The sequence below is a fragment of the Mesorhizobium sp. M0293 genome (assembly GCF_040321735.1).
In the GTDB taxonomy this organism is placed as follows: Bacteria; Pseudomonadota; Alphaproteobacteria; order Rhizobiales; family Rhizobiaceae; genus Mesorhizobium.
In genome coordinates, this window is record NZ_JAMYSA010000282.1 from 1 (window position 1) to 1,288 (window position 1,288).

1 protein-coding gene is annotated in these 1,288 nt (G+C 64.1%); it reads right to left on the bottom strand.

Annotated features, from left to right (window positions below; genetic code table 11):
- Window positions 1–106 precede the first annotated feature (106 nt).
- Window positions 107–1,138: a BMP family protein gene (locus NKJ06_RS35455; protein ID WP_352812582.1), complete on the bottom strand. Its 1,032-nt coding sequence runs from the start codon at window positions 1,136–1,138 to the stop codon at window positions 107–109.
- Window positions 1,139–1,288 lie beyond the last annotated feature (150 nt).

A 1,288-nucleotide genomic window follows, 5' to 3' on the forward strand; every position in this document is an offset into this window, starting at 1 on the left:
GTGCGTGGCGTTGTCTGCGTGAGGGGGGTGGGGGGCGCGCCCTACGAGGACCCCCACCCCGCTCCGCTTCGCGGATCGACCCTCCCCAAAAGGGGGAGGGTAAAACTCAATCCGAAACCGGCGTGTTCTCGTCGACATCCACCCGGAAATTGCCTTCCAGGATCTCGGCCTTCTTCTTCTCGACCAGATCCTTGACGTCCGCCGGCAGCGTCTTGTCGAATTTGTGGTAGGGCGCCAGATGCGAGCCGCCCTTGGCCATGCGCGAGAAATCGCCATAGTCCTGCGCGGTGAAGACGCTGGCCTTGACCAGTTTGATCGCCTGTTCGACGGTCGGATACATGTCCCAGACCGGGCCGGTAATCACCGTGTCCGGGCCGAGGCTCGACTGGTCGGACATGTTGGAGATGGCAAGGATCTTCTTGTCCACCGCTGCTTCGATGACGCCGAAGCGCTCGGCATAGATGACGTCGACACCGGCGTCGATCTGCGCGACCGCCGCTTCCTTGGCCTTCGGCGGGTCGAAGAAGGAACCGATGAAGGCGACCTTCTTCTTGATGTTGGGATTGACCTCCTTGGCGCCGGCGAAGAAGGCGTTGACCAGCCGGTTCACCTCCGGAATGCCCATCGCCGCGACGGCGCCGATCGTACCCGACTTCGACATCTTGCCGGCGATCATGCCGGAGAGATAGGCCGGCTCGTGGATCCAATTGTCGAAAACGCCGAAATTGGGTTCCGCGGGTCCGGCGCCTGAGCCGAACAGAAAGGCGGTCTTCGGGAACTGCTTGGCGGTGCGGCGCGATTCACGCTCGGCGGCGAAGGCATCGCCCAGCACCAGCTGGTAACCGCCTTGCGCATATTCGCGCATCACGCGGCTGAAATCGGCGGTCTGCACCTTCTCGGACCATTTGTACTCGATGCCGAGTTCCTTCTCGGCTTTCTGCAAGGCGACATGGATCTGGTTGTCCCACGGCTCCTCGATCGGCGTGGCGAAGATCGCCGCCACCTTCAGCTTCTTGTCCTTGCCGAAGGCGGCGCCCGGCAGCATCGCCGCGGCCAGGCCAAGTGCGCCCAGCTCCAGCACATTACGTCGCGAAAGCCCGTCGCGTGAGGATTGGAAACTGTTCTTGCGGTTTTTCATTGCATTCCCCTCTGTTCGACAGCCGTGTCGAGCCGGCTGTTCGTGAAAATGTCAGCCTACAGCGCCGGGGGGGGGGGGGGGGGGGGGGGGGGGGGCGGCGGGACGGGCGGGGTCGCGAGGCGAGGTGGGGGTGGCGGGGTGTCGGGGGGG